At 41.4% G+C, this 17,208-nt stretch carries 19 protein-coding genes and 3 pseudogenes; 15 read left to right on the top strand and 7 right to left on the bottom strand.

Translation table 11 applies throughout. The annotated features are described in order from the left end of the window. Positions 1-95 precede the first annotated feature (95 nt). The 7 genes and pseudogenes from KAI37_RS14040 to KAI37_RS26785 all read left to right on the top strand — a co-directional run. Positions 96-1,001, top strand: coding sequence for a LysR family transcriptional regulator (locus KAI37_RS14040; RefSeq protein ID WP_220029666.1), 906 nt, complete (start codon positions 96-98; stop codon positions 999-1,001). 397 nt (positions 1,002-1,398) lie between these two features. Next, entirely contained in the window at positions 1,399-1,605 is a 207-nt protein-coding gene (locus KAI37_RS26400; protein ID WP_076293582.1) for a hypothetical protein, read from the top strand. A 101-nt stretch (positions 1,606-1,706) separates the two neighbouring features. Further along, positions 1,707-2,189 carry a hypothetical protein gene (locus tag KAI37_RS14035; protein WP_220029665.1) on the top strand — a complete coding sequence of 161 codons (483 nt, stop codon included), beginning with the start codon at positions 1,707-1,709 and terminating at the stop codon, positions 2,187-2,189. A gap of 274 nt (positions 2,190-2,463) precedes the next feature. Continuing rightward, positions 2,464-2,832, top strand: coding sequence for a Kelch repeat-containing protein (locus KAI37_RS14030; protein WP_220029664.1), 369 nt, complete (start codon positions 2,464-2,466; stop codon positions 2,830-2,832). Continuing rightward, a complete protein-coding gene (locus tag KAI37_RS14025) occupies positions 2,781-3,176 on the top strand; it encodes a Kelch repeat-containing protein (RefSeq protein WP_481856619.1) in 396 nt (131 codons plus the stop codon). The genes KAI37_RS14030 and KAI37_RS14025 overlap by 52 nt, the downstream gene beginning before the upstream one ends. A gap of 9 nt (positions 3,177-3,185) precedes the next feature. After that, positions 3,186-3,437, top strand: a pseudogene (locus KAI37_RS26790) (hypothetical protein); the annotation flags it as partial. Positions 3,438-3,509: 72 nt separating this feature from the next. Then, positions 3,510-3,755, top strand: a pseudogene (locus KAI37_RS26785) (fibronectin type III domain-containing protein); the annotation flags it as partial. A gap of 57 nt (positions 3,756-3,812) precedes the next feature. Here the strand turns inward: KAI37_RS26785 and KAI37_RS14015 are convergent. Further along, positions 3,813-4,133 (bottom strand): hypothetical protein, encoded by a 321-nt coding sequence (locus KAI37_RS14015; RefSeq protein ID WP_071641158.1) that lies wholly within the window; start codon positions 4,131-4,133, stop codon positions 3,813-3,815. An 889-nt stretch (positions 4,134-5,022) separates the two neighbouring features. On the opposite strand from KAI37_RS14015, the pseudogene KAI37_RS14010 reads away from it, so the two are divergent. Next, positions 5,023-5,121, top strand: a pseudogene (locus tag KAI37_RS14010) (YolD-like family protein); the annotation flags it as partial. Between the two features lie 721 nt (positions 5,122-5,842). Continuing rightward, on the top strand, positions 5,843-5,950 hold the full coding sequence (locus KAI37_RS14005) for a hypothetical protein (RefSeq protein ID WP_023989007.1): 108 nt from the start codon (positions 5,843-5,845) through the stop codon (positions 5,948-5,950). A 531-nt stretch (positions 5,951-6,481) separates the two neighbouring features. Here the strand turns inward: KAI37_RS14005 and KAI37_RS14000 are convergent. The 5 genes from KAI37_RS14000 to lexA form a co-directional block, all read right to left on the bottom strand. Then, positions 6,482-6,982, bottom strand: a complete 501-nt coding sequence (locus KAI37_RS14000) for a PLAT/LH2 domain-containing protein (protein WP_258382973.1) — start codon at positions 6,980-6,982, stop codon at positions 6,482-6,484. A gap of 405 nt (positions 6,983-7,387) precedes the next feature. After that, positions 7,388-7,528, bottom strand: a complete 141-nt coding sequence (locus KAI37_RS13995; protein ID WP_167348633.1) for a hypothetical protein — start codon at positions 7,526-7,528, stop codon at positions 7,388-7,390. A 41-nt stretch (positions 7,529-7,569) separates the two neighbouring features. Then, positions 7,570-7,734, bottom strand: a complete 165-nt coding sequence (locus KAI37_RS13990) for a hypothetical protein (RefSeq protein WP_013310546.1) — start codon at positions 7,732-7,734, stop codon at positions 7,570-7,572. 223 nt (positions 7,735-7,957) lie between these two features. Continuing rightward, positions 7,958-8,272 carry a hypothetical protein gene (locus tag KAI37_RS13985; RefSeq protein WP_071641155.1) on the bottom strand — a complete coding sequence of 105 codons (315 nt, stop codon included), beginning with the start codon at positions 8,270-8,272 and terminating at the stop codon, positions 7,958-7,960. 274 nt (positions 8,273-8,546) lie between these two features. Beyond that, complete coding sequence (gene lexA, locus KAI37_RS13980; protein ID WP_013310545.1) at positions 8,547-9,173, bottom strand: transcriptional repressor LexA; 627 nt, start codon at positions 9,171-9,173, stop codon at positions 8,547-8,549. Between the two features lie 188 nt (positions 9,174-9,361). On the opposite strand from lexA, the gene KAI37_RS13975 reads away from it, so the two are divergent. From KAI37_RS13975 to KAI37_RS13960, 4 genes are all read left to right on the top strand, one after another. Beyond that, positions 9,362-9,730, top strand: coding sequence for a LysM peptidoglycan-binding domain-containing protein (locus tag KAI37_RS13975; RefSeq protein ID WP_220031483.1), 369 nt, complete (start codon positions 9,362-9,364; stop codon positions 9,728-9,730). Positions 9,731-9,838: 108 nt separating this feature from the next. Next, positions 9,839-10,045: a DUF896 domain-containing protein gene (locus tag KAI37_RS13970; RefSeq protein ID WP_076293586.1), complete on the top strand. Its 207-nt coding sequence runs from the start codon at positions 9,839-9,841 to the stop codon at positions 10,043-10,045. A 120-nt stretch (positions 10,046-10,165) separates the two neighbouring features. Beyond that, positions 10,166-10,675 carry a hypothetical protein gene (locus KAI37_RS13965; protein WP_220029662.1) on the top strand — a complete coding sequence of 170 codons (510 nt, stop codon included), beginning with the start codon at positions 10,166-10,168 and terminating at the stop codon, positions 10,673-10,675. A gap of 155 nt (positions 10,676-10,830) precedes the next feature. Beyond that, positions 10,831-11,625, top strand: a complete 795-nt coding sequence (locus KAI37_RS13960; protein WP_220031482.1) for an HAD family hydrolase — start codon at positions 10,831-10,833, stop codon at positions 11,623-11,625. A 101-nt stretch (positions 11,626-11,726) separates the two neighbouring features. On the opposite strand, the gene KAI37_RS13955 is transcribed toward KAI37_RS13960, so the two are convergent. Further along, positions 11,727-12,269, bottom strand: coding sequence for a 1,2-dihydroxy-3-keto-5-methylthiopentene dioxygenase (locus KAI37_RS13955; protein ID WP_025724120.1), 543 nt, complete (start codon positions 12,267-12,269; stop codon positions 11,727-11,729). A gap of 281 nt (positions 12,270-12,550) precedes the next feature. On the opposite strand from KAI37_RS13955, the gene metH reads away from it, so the two are divergent. Continuing rightward, positions 12,551-15,991, top strand: a complete 3,441-nt coding sequence (gene metH, locus KAI37_RS13950; RefSeq protein WP_071641151.1) for a methionine synthase — start codon at positions 12,551-12,553, stop codon at positions 15,989-15,991. A 79-nt stretch (positions 15,992-16,070) separates the two neighbouring features. Continuing rightward, positions 16,071-17,000 carry a ribonuclease Z gene (gene rnz, locus KAI37_RS13945; protein ID WP_071641149.1) on the top strand — a complete coding sequence of 310 codons (930 nt, stop codon included), beginning with the start codon at positions 16,071-16,073 and terminating at the stop codon, positions 16,998-17,000. Positions 17,001-17,208: the final 208 nt, after the last annotated feature.

Raw genomic sequence — 17,208 nt, 5'->3', positions numbered from 1 at the left:
CTTGATTTTTACTCTACAATACGCATATCATCAAATCAACGAAACGTTTTTGAATATTACATTCAATTTTTTTGAACGAAGAAGGTGCTTAGTTAATGGAAATACGCCAACTAAAAACGTTTTGGACTCTTGCTTCTACATGCAGCTTTAGTCGCACTGCTGAACTATTGAACTATGTACCGTCTACCATTACCATGCAAATCAAAGCGTTGGAAGAAGAACTAGGCGTGAAATTGCTAGATCGATTAGGCAAGAATGTTGTGTTAACGGATGCCGGCCAACAATTTTTGCCGTATGCCACTAAAATTTTGAACGATGTAGAAGAAGCAAAATGTGTATCTAGTCAGCACGGAGAAACGACGGGAACCGTTATTATAGGGGCAGACGAAGTTCTTTGCGCATACCTTCTTCCCTCCTTGTTTAGACGGTTTCGTGAACACTATCCAGACGTTCGTCTTTTGTTCCGTCCATTGTCCGGCCAAGAGCTTAGACATAGTCTAAGAGAAGGGCTTGCGGATGTCGTTTTTGTATTGGATGAATTCGTTGTAGCCAAAGACCTTCATTCAGAGTTTTTGAAAGATGAGTCATTTCGAATGGTGGTATCTCCAGATCATCTGCTGGCATCTCGTTCCTCATTGATCATTGATGACTTTCACAAAGAACATTTTTTGTTGACCGAGAAGAGTTGTTCTTATCGCACTCTTTTTCACCAGTCCATTTTGAAAAAAGGAGCCGATGCCTTGACAGAACTAGAGTTTCTTAGCGTAGAAGCAATTAAACAATGTGCAGTTGCTGGCCTTGGGATTGCTCTGTTGCCTGAGATGGCGTTGAAGGAAGATTTGAGAGAGGGAAATTTGGTTGCTTTACCATGGGATTTATCGGATATATCATTTTCTGCGCAAATGCTCTGGCATCGGGAGAAGTGGATTTCCCCATCGATGGCTGCCTTAATACATGTTGCAAAGAGTGAATTAAAATCAAATGAAGCATCTGGCTCATAAGAGGAGCGCTTGCGCAGTTGTTTAAAGCACAAAAAGTTCCTCCGGAAATCAACGTTTAAAGACATTCATGCCAGATGTCATTTTTCGTTGTCTACCGTGAGAGAGGCAGAGCACTTAAATATTGCTTTTTGATAGCTGTCCACTTGACGGGGGAGCCAATTATAGTGAGAAATGCGTTAGTAGTTAATAGCGGGTACAATGGCGCGAAGGAAGCACTTTGAAGTTTTATCATCTGACTTGTGAATTTGAAGACCTCGAAGGTGAAGAAGTAAGTGTACCCGAAGAAAAGTATGGTCTATTTGTTGTTGGGCGATGAGGTTAAAGTTACAAAGCAGGGAGACTAGGTACAGGCAGAACGGATCTTAAAGTGAAGTGATAAGAATTAACCACACATAAAGTGTTAAAGTCGGATATCGAATTATTTGCAGCTGCGTTAAGTCTGGTAAGAGTATATGTAGTTCAGCCATTGGGAGAGGATTTAATATCGGTTATAGACTATGGTGGTACCCAGGAGAAGTTTTCTCCTGAGTTAATTAAGATTAACGGATCTTATTTCTTTCGTGAGCAGTTTGAATTTAGAGTGGACGCGAAAAAGAAGACTTAATCAAATGTGTATTTTTCATGTCAGACAAAGCTCCCCTTACTTTGACAGTCATTAAGCTGTATGTTTATTAATGAGTATTAAAAGAAGGAGAGGACAAAAAAATGAGAATGAAATTAGGAAGGAAAGCTACTTTATGTTTTTCCACAATCGCTCTCTTGTTTTCAGTTATTGCTCCGTTGTCAGCTTCTGCAGATGCAGCAACTGTAACGTTTGACACTTACAAAAATTTTACAAATAAAGAAATAGTTTTATCACAATCAGTAATATTTAAAGATGACACGGCATATACAGATGTATCAGTTACAGGGAAAAGAGTGAAATTTTCAATTAATGGTTTGGAGAATCCTTTTAATGCTAATTATTATAATCGTTTGGTCTGGACAAGTGATGAAAATACACCGAGTATAGAAAATACGTTATCAGTAAAAATTGCACCAAAAACAGGGAGTCTTTACGGTTCCAGTAGCTATGAGAACCTTTCTCTGATAAAACAAAAGATCAACTCTGATTCAAAAGTATATGGATGGATTCAATTAGAATCAAAAGAGTGGGCTAAAGCAGGATCAGCTATAATTAAATATTAAAAAATCCTTAACGTTTGAGGTAAGTGAATGCTCAAATAAAACAGAAATCTCTGCTAACCACAATTGGTCGGCAGAGATTTTTCGTTGAACAGTTTGAATTAGAGTAGATGTGAAAGGCTCAACCGGAACTGGTTGAGTCTTTTTTTATACCCAATAAAAAATAAATATACAAATATTTAGAATAAATTCATAGATAAGCAAGTTTGTGTTTATACAGGTTTTTAAGAATGATTTATCTTCGTAATAGTTCAATATATTGCTAGGAGGAGATCAAGTGATAAGTAAAATTAAAGCATTATGGAGTATTTTAATTGTAGTGATAGTGTTCTTGAATATGTCAGCATTAGAGGTAAAAGCAGAAGTTGTAAGCGATGAATGGTCGATTAAAACGACTACAGAAAATCCTAAGGCGGTAAGTGCTGTTTCTGAATTGAATGGCAAGATATATATTTTCGGTGGTTCTTCAGGATCAAACCCATATAAGGATGTTCAAATTTATGAGCCGAAAAATAATATATGGGCCTCAGGAAGTAGCATGCCTACGGCTCGTTCTACAGCAACTTCCGTTGTTTATGGAAATGATATTATGTTATTGGTGGCTATACAGGTAATGCCTTTAGCTGGACAGGAGGCTCCTCAGTAAATAATGTTGAAGTTTACAATACTCAGACAGATACATGGAGTGTTAGGAAAGCTATGCCGCAGGCTTTAGGTTCGTTGACAAGTGTTTTGCATAAGGGAAAGATTTATGTGTTTGGTGGGATGACAACAAATACGCGTTCAGTTGCTACTGTCCAAGTATATGATCCGGCTTCCGACAGCTGGTCAACGAAGAAACCTATGCCGAATACACTTCATGGTTCCTCTGCAGTTGTACATAAGGACAAAATCTATCTTGTAGCAGGTAGACATATTGATAATAATTCAAATGTTTCACTAAACACATTTCTTGAATATGATCTCGATAACGATAACTGGTCAACTTAACCCAATCTTTTGACAGCACGTGGAGGGGCCCAAGCTGTCATTTATTCCAATAAAGTATTTGCTATTGCTGGAAAAACTGAAGCAGGTGGACGTAGTTATGAACTTAATACAGTAGAATCCTTTGATTTTGAACAGAATAAATGGTCTCCTGAGGCTAGCTTAAAGCAAGCCAGAAGTGGGGCAGGGGCTATAACATTAGGTGGACAAATTTACGTTATTGGAGGAAGTCAGAGTACATTGGCTAATTCTCCGGTTAATACTATAGAGATATTCGGGAAGATTGACGGTTCCACACCTGAGCCGACACCAACTCCCGAACCAACTGATCCATCTCTACCAACTGGGGACCGTGCAATTCTGGTGGTTACTATGACAACTGGTTTGGAAAAGGAGTTTGACCTAAGCATGAAAGAGGTCAATGACTTTATCTCATGGTATGAGGGCAAGCAGGCTGGTTCTGGATCGGCTTCATACGCCATTAATAAACACGATAATAATAAAGGTCCATTCAGCAGCCGAAAGGATTACATGCTATATGATCGTATCCTAACATTTGAAGTAAGTGAATATTCTAAATAAATTTAAAAGCTCTGCTAACCTTAATTGGTCGGTAGAGCTTTTAACTGTTCACGCCTCTTATAATGTATCAAGGTATTCTTTCTGGAATTTGATAAAATCTTCCACACCATCATGATAGGTAAATCTACCGCCATTTTTATCAATAATCCAGTTGATCTTCTCGTCATTTAATAAGACTCCATACATGCAGTGATGAAGCAGTTCAATTTGTTTTTCATCCCTAATTCGGATCAAGTGTTTTTCTTGTTCGTCTATGAGGTACCATTTCGTTTCTGTTTTATCTACATCCGCATCCACATACAGTATTGATACCGACAAGGGAAATGGCCAGTCAAACCAATGTTCTCGCTCGTCTTCTCTATAGCCTTCAAATGCCATGGTTATTTCCTCCTACTTGGATAATTTCCTGATTAGTTAAATGTATCTAACGTGGTGCGATTGTACGCTTTATTGAAAACTGTTTTTTGGGAACTCGCAGCTATCCTCAGCCTTTGGTATCTTGGCACCAATGCGGTGAATGACCTGCCGTTTAAGGCTGGCACGAACTGCGATGCGTCTGTTTAGGCTGGGTTAATGGGGGGGGAGGTCCGAACTTTATTGTAAATCCCTCATTTGCTCAATTTGTAAAGGCGATGCTGGTTCAAGGGAGAATTTTCGGCAGCAGCTCCTTTGGACAATGGACGACGTAGGCTTTTAGGAATACACACATTAAATTTACTGCTATTCTTGTCTTATCCTATTGGCTCAGGAATATCGCCCCCATATTCTTTCCATGGCTTTACGTGCGCCATCGTAAACTTCCGCAAAAGTTTAGTGTAACTTTGGCAACCGTCTATTCCGCTATTGTTGCATAATAGTTGTGCCCGCTTTCGTCGTTCATTGTTCTGATCTGTAATAGTATACGGAAACGCCGGGTAACAAAGAAGTTGAACGCTTTGTTACCTGATATCGAACGCTACTACCAATACTCTACAATAATTCTGCTGAGCGAAGACGGGTGCCCAACATGAACGAACTGGAGATAAAGACAGGTAGCAGTGTAGTGGGGACATAAAGGCACGTGTTTGCTGGCTTTGGGAAGAAGGGGACAACAAAGCGATATGCGCTCTATATTGTAATCATAGAGGGCTGGGATGGTGACCAAAAGATCATTACATTTTCCTCGTCTAGAAATAGGCATTATACGGTATTAAACCTCCAATGATCTAGAGTTTATTTTTTGTACGCAGAATATAATTTGTGCATAACACATCAGGAGGCTACATACATGTCAAAAAGACTCGAAGGTAATGGATTATGGGTAAGCAGCCGCATCAACATACCGGAACATAAGGAAGCGTATCTAAAACTCATGAAAGACCGTCAAAATACGGCCTTTTTATCGTTGGGGATAAGATCAAAGTAACAAGCCAAGGTACTTGGAACTGGACAGAACGTTTAATATCGTAAGGCGAGCAGCCTGACCTTACATAAATTCTTTTGAAATATCACCAAATCGTTGCATAATCCGAAAGAATGGGTGATACCCTAATGGCATGCACTGACGGGGTGTTTATTGTTTTGGAATATAGTAGAATTCATTAATTGAATCTTGAGGAGTGAAAAATATATACTCGAAGCCATAACTCAATGCAATTAAATTGAATTAAGGCAGATATAAAGAAGGACTCTATCAGCTAAGTGCTGTAGGAGTCCTTCTTGTTGTTCTTTAGTTGTGGCAATAGTAAAAGTTCTTATCATTGGCACCTTGCTGGATACGCTGATAAGGTGTTTTTTTATTTTCCTAGAAGTCCATCCCATAAACAAAACCTCGCATAGCCTGTGGAGTAAACAAAGGAGGCGTTACGTGTGAGAGGAGTAGAAAGAGGCTACGAAGAAACGGCCGGGAAGATTTGGACATCGATAGCTGCTGTCTTGGCACTCTTCATTTTGTTGGTAATCATCTTGAAATTAATTCTTTTATAAAGATTATTAGGCTCTACCGGTTTATCTGGGTGTGAGCCTTTATTTTGTTTACCTGCATGCCCTATCACTGAACGTATTTATACATATATTAAGGTGAACGACAAATAAAGGAGGTTTAAGACATGGGTGCATATGAAGGTGCAGGTGGCGGCGGTGTATGGACTTCTACAGCGGCAATTTTAGTGCTCTTTATTCTCTTAGTTATCATCACTAAATCACTTTGGGTTTAATTCGTGAAAAGAACTGTTGGATAATACCACTTCACTCATGGATGGCAAATAGTTGAACTCAATGAGCGCATAAGCTATTTGGCAATAGCCACAGTATTCGCTTCTCTTTTGGCGAATACTTGGTGGATTTCCTGCCATAATAGATTTGCGCTTATTGTATTTTGTAAGAAGGGGAATGTTTCATAGAATGGGTACAATCCTTCCTAATACCTAAATCTAATCTCAGATAGGGCCTTATTAGTTTGCAACAATAACTGGTAAAAGTCTTTTATTTGGATAATACGCACGATACTTTGCATATCTTTCAGTATAGTATTAAGAAGATTCAATATACTTTTCCAGCGGTCATTTCTTAGCTTTTGTTTATATGGCAAATTTACATAACATTTTTCCCATTAGTGAGTTTATTATTAAAATTGATTCTTGAGATGGGGTTATAATTACGGCGATACAATTTTAGTAGGATTATTCATCCAAAACAAAAAGACTCTATCCAGATATCGACAGAGTCTTTTGTATGAATATTTGTTTTTAGGATGGAAAAAGTGTTTCGGAATCTGCGGAACCGCCGTCACCAAGCCAACGGTTAGGACCTGCAAATGAGAAAGTTTTCCCGTTTCCAGATATTTTGACATTAGCGATTTTCCAACCTGGTTTATACCCAGATCCATCAGTTCTAATAGTAATTTTTCTGATGTCACCTAGGTTACTAGTGCTGATTCTTGTTGTATCGGAATCTCCTTGTTCAAAGCTACCATTGAGTGTAGCGGTAGCATAATCTCCATTAGAACCATACAGAGTTATAGAGATGTTCGAGTCTGTTCCCGCATCTTTGAGATTGGCCGTATTTACAGTAACGACATATTCAACATTAGCAAAAGGCGTAACAGACTCTAAACTTCTATTTGAGTCTTGTAATGAACTATAAGTGTCACTTGTGACCTGATCTGCAAAAGAAGGTGCAGCAAAAGCTACAGAAGTGTTGATCGAATATCGAATTGTTTTCAGCTGCATTAAGTCAGATAAGAGCATCTGTAGTCCAGCCGCTGAGTAGGATATGATGGAGGTTGTGGAATACGGTGGTGGGCAAGTGGGGCCTTATAAAATTTAAAAATAAAAAATTGAGCAAACAATGCAGCAACGTACAAATCCTGGACGGATTTACAGCCAGAATACTTAAGTGAAAAAAGCTGAAGCAAGTTTGAGGGCTATAGGTGTGGTCAGTTGTACACAAAGTTTTTGAGTCAAGAATTTTGCTGCTTTGACTGGGTACTATTTCGCTTCTGTTTTAACTAGTGGAAGCATAGTTGAATATGTCGATGGTATTTAAAGGAAGGCAACTGAATTTAGCAGTTCTATGGAATTTAGGAGTTGGGTGTATCGTTTAACACAAAAAAAGCAGGAAGAATCCTTCCCGCTTTTGCTTGAAAACGATTATTAGCGTCTGCGTTGTCTATCATTTACGCTAAACAGATTAACAGCCAGTGCGTTACCTCTTGCACGCGCAATGGCTCTTTGAGTGGAACGGATGTTTAATCTTCTTCTTCTCAAATCACGTTTGCAATGTCTTCTGCTCATATTATCACCTCCCTTCAAAGAAATGAAGGTGCGGTTAAATCTTAGTGGCGTTTATGCTTACGCTTGGAAATTTTGATATTCAAGGCATTGGTTGCTAGTGCATTTCCGCTTCCTGTTTTAGCAGCTGCGGCTTGAAAGACTTTAACGACCAGATATCTGTTTTTCCCGATGCGATGCTTATACGTTTTAACTCTATTTCTGATCATCTGCATATCTCCTTTGCTTAGTTCTGCTATATACATATGTCAATTGTGATAGTAATGTATCAGCATAAATCTATTAAAAGCAAAAAGAAGCTAGTACCTATATTCCTAATGGTTAATAAAAAACTCATGCGAACCTGTCTTCGCCTTTTCAACTTTACGTTGCAGGAGAATGTTACAGGCAGGTCGGCATGAGTCTAATAGTATAGATAAAGATAATAGGCAGTTAGTATGAAAATGATTTACTATTAAGAGTGTTAAGTTTTTTCTCGTAGTACGCCTCTTGAGCAAGAATATGATTCAGTTGTTCAGAGAGCTGTTTATATTCTTGGCTGTCTTCTGGATAATTATTTCTTTCGAAAATTACAGCTTCGAGTTGCTTTTCTAAATACCTGAAATGGATAAGTATTTGTATGTACTGAATACGGTCGTAGGTTGTTATGTGGGAGTTCTCTTTTGCATACAAATGATCCATTGTTGGAACTACACAGCTTATGGCAATAAATATCACAACAAACGCTGAAATTACAAGTTTTTTCATTTAATTCCTCCTACAGAGCTATGAGTAATTAATATACCATATTTATCTAAAACAAAAAAAGATCTATTAGTTTTGCCCATGACAGTATAGCTGCTCAAGATCAGTGGGGGATTATTTGAGATGAGGAGGCTGATTTTATAGTAGAAAAAATAGGAATAGGTTGCTGAAATGAAAAAATAGTTGTGAGATACATAATAGCAATACAAAACCGGCTTGCCCTAGGCAGCCGGTTTTGTATTAGTGGAAAGAATAACGGGGAAGAAAGAACGAGAAATCAGTGGAAGTCCCGGAAGAGTCCTACAACCTTGCCCAAAATGCTGACGTGTGTCAGGCGAAGCGGTTCAAAGGCTGGATTTTCAGGTTGAAGCCGGATATGATCTTTTTCTTTGTAGAAGGTTTTAACTGTAGCTTCGTCTTCATCTGTCATAGCTACAACAATATCACCATTATCAGCGGTCTGCTGCTGACGTACGATTACATAGTCTCCGTTAGCAATCCCAGCCTCAATCATGCTTTCGCCTACAACAGATAACATGAATATTTTATCCTCACCAACAAAGTGTTGGGGAAGAGGAAAGTAATCTTCAATATTTTCTGTCGCCGTAATAGGAAGACCAGCGGTTACTTTGCCGACGACGGGGACACGACTAATGGAGTAATTAATCAAGTTGCTGTTATCCGATTCGTCTTGACCGAGTAACTCAATAGCCCGTGGTTTTGTAGGATCGCGGCGAATGAGTCCTTTTTTCTCTAAACGATCCAAATGACCATGAACCGTAGAACTGGAGGCTAATCCGACAGCCTCGCCTATTTCGCGTACAGAAGGGGGGTATCCCTTTAGACGCACTTCATTGCGGATAAATTCAAGAATGGCCTGCTGGCGGCTCGAAATCTTAGACATACCGTATCAACCCCATTTAGTAACGTTTGGGAAAATTATAGCATAGAACCTCCGTTCGTACAAACATAAGTTCTAAATAATCCCTGAAAATAATTGCGAACTTTTGTTCTCTTTTCTATTGAACAAAACAAATGTTCGTGTTATATTGTGAAAACATAAGAACAAACGTTTGGAGGACACAGCCAATGATGAAATATAGCACTTATCAAAGTATTTTTCCGATGAATTTAGAAAATTTACAGGAGACCCGAAAAGAGGGGAGAGCGCGTTTTATGCAGATTATTACCAATACTCTTTTACTTAAGCTTCTTATTATAATGATTGTTGCTTGGATTGCAGGGGCAGGTGTACTTACGGTTTTCGCAGCACCTTCAGCTTCCAAAGAAGAAGTGACTAAACTGACCGTACAACCTGGGGATACGTTGTGGGAGATTGCCGCAAATCATAAACCGGAACGAATGGATACACGGGTATATATAGAAGGAATTGTGCGGATTAACAGTTTGGAGGATCGGGGAGTGCAGGCAGGTCAGGTACTCAAGCTTCCTAACTTCTGATCTATAGACTATTAGAGCTTGTCAGGGAGCGCAATACGGGAGCCTTGACAAGCTCTTTTCTACATGTCAAAGTGTATTATATCTTTGCTTTTATGGAGGGGACACAATTTGGATATAGACAGCTTGGTACAGCGCATTAATGAATTAGCGCGCAAAGCAAAATCCGAGGGTTTGACGGAAGTGGAAGCCACAGAGCGCGCCAATCTTCGGGAAATTTATTTAGGTAACATTCGCCGTAATTTTAGGCAGCAGCTTGAGACGATTGAATTTGTGGACGATGATACATCGAAAGGGAATGACGGGCTGAAGCATTAATGTTGTTAAAGCGCCCAAGCCTGCAATTTGCCTTTTGTTTTAGGTACCTTTCATGGTATCTATATAGATCAGCTTTGAGGCAATTGTTTTAATGTAATATATCTGGGAAGGAATTGAGAGATGGCCCGATCATTTGAAAGAAAAGTACGCAAAAACACAGCGCATTTAAATAAATCGCGCAAAAAGCAAGGTATTCAAACCATTAGCGGCACAGGTTCTGCAATGGATATTTTCCGTGGCCGTAACATTACTGTGCCAATTATGCTGGCTGGTCTTTCTGTATTGTACATGCTTATGAGTTACTTTTTGACTAAGACCGGTATGCGAGGGATGGATTGGCTTGTATTCGGCCTGTACTTGATGCTGGCTGTTATCTTTTTTATCCGTCGTCCTTATCTGAAAGTGGGAAAGGATACTCTCTATATGCTGAAAGGTGGTAGAGAACGTCCAATGACGGCAGGGGACATGAAAGCCATCAAGATTGAAAAGGGTTACGTAACTGTTGAAAGAAAAGGTAAGGGCGGTAATTTTATTTTCACAAAATCATTAGGTCGCTATGACACGGATGCCATTGCAGAGCGACTTGAGAAGTTTGCGCTATCCAATCAGATACAGGTAGACAAGAAATAACTGATTTAGCCTGTAGCTCTGTAACAAAGGCCGTATGATGTTATTTCATATAACATGCTGCGGCCGCTTGCTTAATATGGGCACACATAACGATTCAAATGCTTAATCAAGCAAATAGGCGTACATATACTGTGGAAAGAGAGTGGATAATTCAGATGACGATTCAGGCGGTAATGTTTGATCTTGATGATACCCTTTTGTGGGATGAACGTAGTGTAGAAGAGGCATTTGATGCAGCGTGTCAAACAGGCTCCCGTGAAGCAGGTGTTGATCCAAAAACTCTGGAGGAAGCCGTACGTAAAGAAGCACGCGCTTTGTATGAATCCTATGAAACCTTTAGTTTTACTCAAATGATCGGCATTAATCCGTTTGAAGGATTGTGGGCGAATTTTACAGCAGGTGAGCAACCTGAATTCCGCCAATTGGAACAGTTGGCCCCTGTTTATCGAAAGGAATCATGGCGCAGAGGACTCCAGCAACTAGGGATAGATAATGAGAAGTTGGCGGAAAAGCTGGCAGCCCAATTTGCTTCGGAAAGACGTGCGCGTCCACATGTATATGAAGAAACGTTTGAAATTCTAGAACAATTGAAGGGACATTACAAGCTGTTATTGCTGACAAATGGCTCCCCTGATCTACAACAGGAGAAACTGGATGGAGTTCCTCAATTAGCTCCTTTCTTTGATCATGTTGTCATTTCAGGTTCATTTGGTCGAGGCAAGCCTGATCCGTCTATATTCCAGCATGCTTTGGGGCTTCTTGGTATTGAGCCTGAACATGCTTTAATGGTAGGAGATAAACTGACGACTGATATTCAAGGAGCGTTGGCAGCAGGTGTACACTCAGTCTGGGTGAACCGAAACGCTAAAACCAATACCACAGAGATCAAGCCGAAGTTCCAGATCAAGCATCTGTCTGAATTGGACGGAATTATTCAATCGTTAAAATAAGAAATCCATAGTCTTTAGAAACAAGTATTAAGAAAACTCCCTTCGCTCGATTGTTACAGAGCAGAGGGAGTTTTTTTATTCACACAAGGATAAATTCGTAATCATGCTTTAATGAAGGTTGGATCTTCATACGGTTCGGCAATCCAGCCATTTTCTTCGATGAACAAGCGGATTGCGACGATCTTTTGATTCTCCATTAAAGTGAAGAAGTGAGGTATATTTTCAGGTACGGAGATAACGTCCCCCGGTGAAAGCTCTACGTTAAAATAGCCGATCTCTTCAGGGCCTTTAATGATGAAGATGCCTTTACCAGCGACAATGGCACGGATCTCATCCTCGGTATGGGTGTGAATTTGCTCAAACTTGGCCAGTAGCTCGTCCAAATTCGGTGTTGCTTCAGATAAAGTGATAACGTCCCATATTTTATATCCGCGACGTGCGGCTAAATCCTTGATTTCGGGTTCAAATGTTTTGAGAACAGCGGCCTTTTGATCATCTGTTAAGGTAAAGTTTTCTTGCAGCTCCCCAGACAATTTGGAAGCATCCCAATGTTCATACAATATCTCGTGACTCTCCAGAAATTCACGTACTTGTTCTTCACCGCTAATTCGTTTGTTTGTATTACGTATTAAGATTTCGGCCATATATTTATTCCCTCTTTTCCACTTGGATTAATGTTGTATAAAGAATACCATGTCTTGAAACGTTGTACAATACAGGATTTCAACATTTTATAATGCAAATGACTATAGCTAAAGGTTGCAGGGTTAAGTGCGTTCTTTAATGCTACAAACTGTAAAAATGGATTAGAGAAGTCGTTTTTACAAAGAACAACCTGTATAAAACGTATGTTTTTACTTCAATCTATCTAAATGATACGGTTTCTGCTAAACTAGGATTTAACGTTTTGCGGGGGTGAAGAAATTTGGATAAAGTTAGCTTGCAGGATGCATTACAACGAAGAATACTCCTTCTTGATGGGGCCATGGGCACCATGATTCAACAGGAAGACCTTTCCCCCGATGATTTTGGTGGGGAAGAGTTGGAGGGCTGTAATGAAATGCTGGTCTTAACGAGACCGGATGTCATTCAAGGGATTCATGAAGCATACTTGAAGGCCGGAGCAGACCTAATTGAAACGAATACATTTGGAGCAACATCCGTCGTTTTGGCGGATTACGATATACCCGAACGTGCCCGTGAAATTAATCTGGTGGCGGCCAAACTGGCGCGTAACGCGGTGGATAAATACAGCACTGCGGACAAGCCACGTTTTGTAGTAGGAGCTATGGGCCCAACCACGAAAACCTTGTCTGTCACAGGTGGGGTTACATTTGCTGAGCTGATTGAAAGCTATCAAGAGCAGGCCTTGGCGCTTATTGAAGGCGGGGTCGATGTACTGCTATTGGAGACCTCACAGGATACGCTTAACGTCAAAGCTGGAAGCATCGGAATTCGGCAAGCTTTTGAGCAGACAGGTATCGAGCTTCCGCTAATGATTTCAGGCACGATTGAGCCTATGGGAACGACGTTGGCCGGACAAAATATCGAATCCTTTTCCATATCACTGGAACACTTACATCCAATTTCGATTGGGTTGAATTGTGCTACAGGTCCAGAGTTTATGCGTGATCATATTCGCTCTCTGTCTGAAATGTCCTCTGCAGCTATTAGCTGTTATCCAAATGCGGGCTTGCCCGATGAAAATGGCCAATACCATGAATCGCCTGATTCATTAGCACGTAAAATGGCTGCTTTCGCTGAAAAAGGTTGGTTGAATATTGCTGGGGGATGTTGTGGTACCACGCCTGAGCATATTCGAGTTATGAGTGAAAGTATGGCGCAGTTTGAGCCGCGTCCGCTGGTAGGTCATCATCCTCCTGCCGTATCGGGCATTGAGCCTGTATATATTGAACAGGACAATCGTCCGTATATGGTTGGTGAGCGAACGAATGTTCTGGGCTCCCGCAAATTCAAGCGTTTGATCGTGGAAGGCAAATATGAAGAGGCATCTGAAATTGCCCGTGCTCAGGTAAAAAGCGGAGCGCATGTCATTGATATTTGTGTGCAGGACCCGGATCGCGATGAAATGACGGATATGGAAGCATTTTTGAAACTGGTTGTAAACAAGGTAAAGGTACCTTTAGTGATTGATACTACGGATATTAAAGTCATTGATAAAGCACTTCAATATTCGCAAGGCAAGGCAATAATTAACTCCATTAATTTGGAGGATGGTGAAGAGAAATTTGAGAAAATGGCTCCTCTTATTCATAAGTACGGCGCCGCTGTTGTTGTTGGAACAATTGATGAACGTGGACAGGCTATTTCACGTGAGGATAAGCTTGAGGTAGCTAAACGTTCTTATGATCTGTTGGTGAACCGTTACGGTTTGGCAGCGGAGGATCTAATTTTTGATACACTCGTATTTCCAGTAGGAACAGGTGATGAGCAATATATCGGTTCAGCTAAGGAAACCATTGAGGGCATTCGCATTATTAAAGAAGCGCTTCCCGGGGTACATACCATCCTGGGCATCAGTAACGTATCTTTTGGTTTGCCGGAAGCGGGTCGTGAAGTGCTCAATTCCGTCTATTTATATGAATGCACCAAAGCAGGTCTGGACTATGCGATTGTAAACACTGAGAAGCTTGAACGTTATGCATCCATTCCAGAGCATGAGCGGAAACTTGCGGAAGACTTGATCTATAAAACAAATGACGATACTTTATCCGCTTTTGTAGCAGCTTTCCGTAACAAGAAAGTGGAGAAAAAAGAAAAGATATCAAACCTTTCGCTTGAAGAACGACTGGCTTCCTATGTAGTCGAGGGAAGTAAGGAGGGACTCATTCCGGATCTGGAGCAAGCGCTCGTGAAATATTCTTCGCTGGAGATTATTAACGGCCCGCTGATGAAGGGGATGGAGGAAGTAGGACGACTGTTTAACAATAACGAATTGATTGTTGCGGAGGTGCTGCAAAGCGCTGAAGTGATGAAGGCGTCCGTGGCTTATTTAGAGCCGTTCATGGAGAAGAATGAATCCTCAGTAAAAGGTAAGATTTTGTTGGCTACAGTCAAAGGTGATGTGCATGACATTGGTAAGAATCTGGTGGAGATTATTCTATCCAACAATGGTTACCATATCGTGAATCTGGGTATAAAAGTACCACCAGAACGCATTATTGAGGCTTACCGTGAAGAAAAGGCCGATATGATTGGCTTATCCGGACTGCTTGTTAAATCGGCACAACAAATGGTGCTGACCGCACAGGATTTGAAAAATGCGAATATTGATATTCCAATAATGGTTGGTGGAGCTGCTTTAACACGTAAGTTCACTAAAAATCGTATCCGTCCTGAGTATGATGGTCTGGTTGCCTATGCAAAAGATGCTATGGATGGTCTGGATATTGCCAACAAGCTAATGAATCCTGAGTCCCGCAAAAAAATGGCTGAGGACATGGAGGCTGAGCGGGAGGCTGAAGCGGCAATAGTCGTGGAAGCCAAGCCGCTCCCTAAGCTCACTCGGGCTGTGCGCTCTAACATTGCTCAGGATCTGCCCGTCTATATTCCACCAGATACGGATCGTCATGTACTGCGTAATTATCCACTGAATTATATTTTGCCTTACGTGAATATGCAGATGCTAATGGGGCATCATCTTGGTTTAAAAGGAAATGTTGAGCAGCTGCTGGCTTCGGAAGATCCGAAAGCGATTCAGTTGAAGGAAACCGTGGACAGCATCATGTTTGAAGCTGTGACAGACGGAATCATCCAGGCACATGCTATGTATCGTTTCTTTCCAGCGCAGTCCCAAGGAGACCAAATTCTGATCTATGATCCGTCGGATGTGAGCAAGGTACTGCACACATTTACATTCCCGCGTCAGCAGGTAGAGCCTTATCTATGTCTGGCTGATTTTTTGAAATCAGTGGAATCCGGGGTTATGGACTATGTAGGTTTCATGGTCGTTACAGCTGGTCATGGGATTCAGCAGATTTCTACCCGGTGGAAAGATAAAGGGGATTATCTGCGCTCGCATGCACTTCAAGCGGTAGCACTCGAAGTAGCAGAAGGGTTAGCGGAACGGCTTCACCATATTATCAGGGATAGCTGGGGGTTCCCAGACCCTGCCGATATGACAATGAAACAGCGACACGGTGCCAGATATCAAGGCATACGGGTATCCTTTGGCTATCCAGCATGTCCAGATCTGGAGGATCAGGGACCGTTGTTCCAGTTGTTAAAACCTGAGGATATTGGCGTTGAGCTGACGGAAGGGTTTATGATGGAACCGGAGGCTTCTGTATCAGCCATGGTGTTCAGCCACCCTCAGGCGCAGTATTTTAACGTCGAAAAGGTTTAACACCTTTATCAGATGGGATAGCAAATACCCTCCGAGCTTCGGAGGTTTTTTGCTGGTCAGCAGGAAGAAGGTTAATGTTATGGAATTTTATTTTCTCGGTACAAATGCAGGAGTGCCTACGATTCAGCGAAATGTAACGTCCATCGCTCTTCGTTTGCTGGAAGAACGAAGAAGCATGTGGCTGTTCGACTGCGGGGAAGGCACTCAACAAGAGGTATTGCGTTCGCCGCTCAAACTAAGCAGACTTGAAAAAATATTTATCACCCATTTGCATGGGGATCATCTTTTTGGTCTGCCGGGACTGCTGTCGAGCAGGGCGTATCAGGGGGGAACGACACCACTGACGGTATATGGACCGCCTGGAATCCAGCAATATATCGAGCTATCTTTAGGGATCAGCCAATCGCGTATCAATTACCAACTACATATTGTGGAGCATACGGGCGGGGTTCTGTTTGATGACGGTCAATTCCGGGTGGAATCAGCTTTGCTGGATCATCGGATCGACAGCTATGGCTACCGAGTTATAGAGATGGATAAGCCCGGTAAGCTTAACCAAGAGCTGTTGGAGCGATATGGTATTAAGCCCGGCCCGGTGTACGGTAAGTTAAAGCGTGGGGAAAGCGTGGAGGTAGAAGGTGGAGTTATTTTGCATCCTCAGGATGTACTGGGTTCGCCGAAAAAAGGGCGTATCATCACGATTTTAGGGGATACGAGACCTTGTCCGAATACGGTAGTGCTGGCTCAAGATGCAACTGTTGTCGTGCATGAAGCCACTTTTCTGCATGAACTGGCAGATACAGCATACGAGTATCATCATAGTACGGCGCTTCAAGCAGCGGAAGCTGCAAAAGCCGCAGGTGCGGGTCAGCTAATCATGACGCATTTTAGTTCTAGGTATAAAGATCAGGAGCAGCTTCAGCCATTGCTGGAGGAAGCGCGAAGCATATTTCCCAATTCATTGCTTGCAGAGCAGCATGTGTTGTTACCGGTACCCGATATCGGTTAATAAACGATTGGAGGAGATATGTTCATGGGTGCCGGGGCTTGCCCCGGTGCCTTTGTTTTTCACCCAAATTATTTTCCGGGAAAGCGCAGGATGCGACAAGAGATGAGAACCCGTACACGGTGGTGGGGGATGAATTTGTTCTACCACATATAGAGGCGTGTCATATTCGAGTTTCTATATATCGAATTTAAAGGATTCTATTTCTTAA

This window comes from Paenibacillus sp. S25, assembly GCF_019454085.1.
Classification (GTDB): Bacteria; Bacillota; Bacilli; order Paenibacillales; family Paenibacillaceae; genus Paenibacillus; species Paenibacillus polymyxa_B.
This window is presented reverse-complemented; position numbering and strand designations above follow the sequence as displayed.

Coding starts and splice junctions, on each gene's coding strand:
- KAI37_RS13960 (WP_220031482.1), top strand. CDS start 10,831: ATGACGATTCAGGCGGTAATGTTTGATCTTGATGATACCCTTTTGTGG.
- KAI37_RS13965 (WP_220029662.1), top strand. CDS start 10,166: ATGGCCCGATCATTTGAAAGAAAAGTACGCAAAAACACAGCGCATTTA.
- KAI37_RS13975 (WP_220031483.1), top strand. CDS start 9,362: ATGAAATATAGCACTTATCAAAGTATTTTTCCGATGAATTTAGAAAAT.
- KAI37_RS14040 (WP_220029666.1), top strand. CDS start 96: ATGGAAATACGCCAACTAAAAACGTTTTGGACTCTTGCTTCTACATGC.
- KAI37_RS13955 (WP_025724120.1), bottom strand. CDS start 12,269: ATGGCCGAAATCTTAATACGTAATACAAACAAACGAATTAGCGGTGAA.
- KAI37_RS13990 (WP_013310546.1), bottom strand. CDS start 7,734: ATGATCAGAAATAGAGTTAAAACGTATAAGCATCGCATCGGGAAAAAC.
- KAI37_RS13995 (WP_167348633.1), bottom strand. CDS start 7,528: ATGAGCAGAAGACATTGCAAACGTGATTTGAGAAGAAGAAGATTAAAC.
- KAI37_RS14005 (WP_023989007.1), top strand. CDS start 5,843: ATGGGTGCATATGAAGGTGCAGGTGGCGGCGGTGTATGGACTTCTACA.
- rnz (WP_071641149.1), top strand. CDS start 16,071: ATGGAATTTTATTTTCTCGGTACAAATGCAGGAGTGCCTACGATTCAG.
- KAI37_RS13985 (WP_071641155.1), bottom strand. CDS start 8,272: ATGAAAAAACTTGTAATTTCAGCGTTTGTTGTGATATTTATTGCCATA.
- KAI37_RS14015 (WP_071641158.1), bottom strand. CDS start 4,133: ATGGCATTTGAAGGCTATAGAGAAGACGAGCGAGAACATTGGTTTGAC.
- KAI37_RS14000 (WP_258382973.1), bottom strand. CDS start 6,982: ATGCTCTTATCTGACTTAATGCAGCTGAAAACAATTCGATATTCGATC.
- KAI37_RS14035 (WP_220029665.1), top strand. CDS start 1,707: ATGAGAATGAAATTAGGAAGGAAAGCTACTTTATGTTTTTCCACAATC.
- lexA (WP_013310545.1), bottom strand. CDS start 9,173: ATGTCTAAGATTTCGAGCCGCCAGCAGGCCATTCTTGAATTTATCCGC.